Annotated in this window: 1 protein-coding gene; it reads right to left on the bottom strand. The window is 42.5% G+C overall.

The genetic code is table 11. The annotated features are described in order from the left end of the window. On the bottom strand, window positions 1–171 hold a 171-nt coding region (locus D0T57_RS16140), incomplete at its 3' end, for a DUF2723 domain-containing protein (protein WP_163274358.1). Window positions 172–320 lie beyond the last annotated feature (149 nt).

Here is a 320-nt window from a genome sequence, read left to right as displayed (position 1 = left end):
CATAGCAAAAGCATGATGGCAACCATTGTCAGGTATCAACCTGTTGAAAGGCCCAAGATAGTTGCTCGAACCTAGAGCCGTGAACATGGATGAATAGGCATATACCTCGCCTTCTACTGCCGAGTACCAGAATGTATCGGTAAATGTATATGCTAATGGAGTGCCGCCGATAAACGCTTCGTCGAACTACGACGACGGCCATCCGTACGAAAACCGAGACCCCCGTTTCTACAAACATTATATTCCCATCAGAACCTTATAACTCTTTGAAATTTGAAGGTAATATCAATGTCAAGGATATAACTATCCATAAGATTAAA

It is taken from the genome of Dysgonomonas sp. 511, from assembly GCF_010501105.1.
Lineage (GTDB): Bacteria > Bacteroidota > Bacteroidia > Bacteroidales > Dysgonomonadaceae > Dysgonomonas.
The sequence above is the reverse complement of the archived record's forward strand: the minus strand, read 5'-3'. Positions and strand labels throughout refer to the sequence as shown.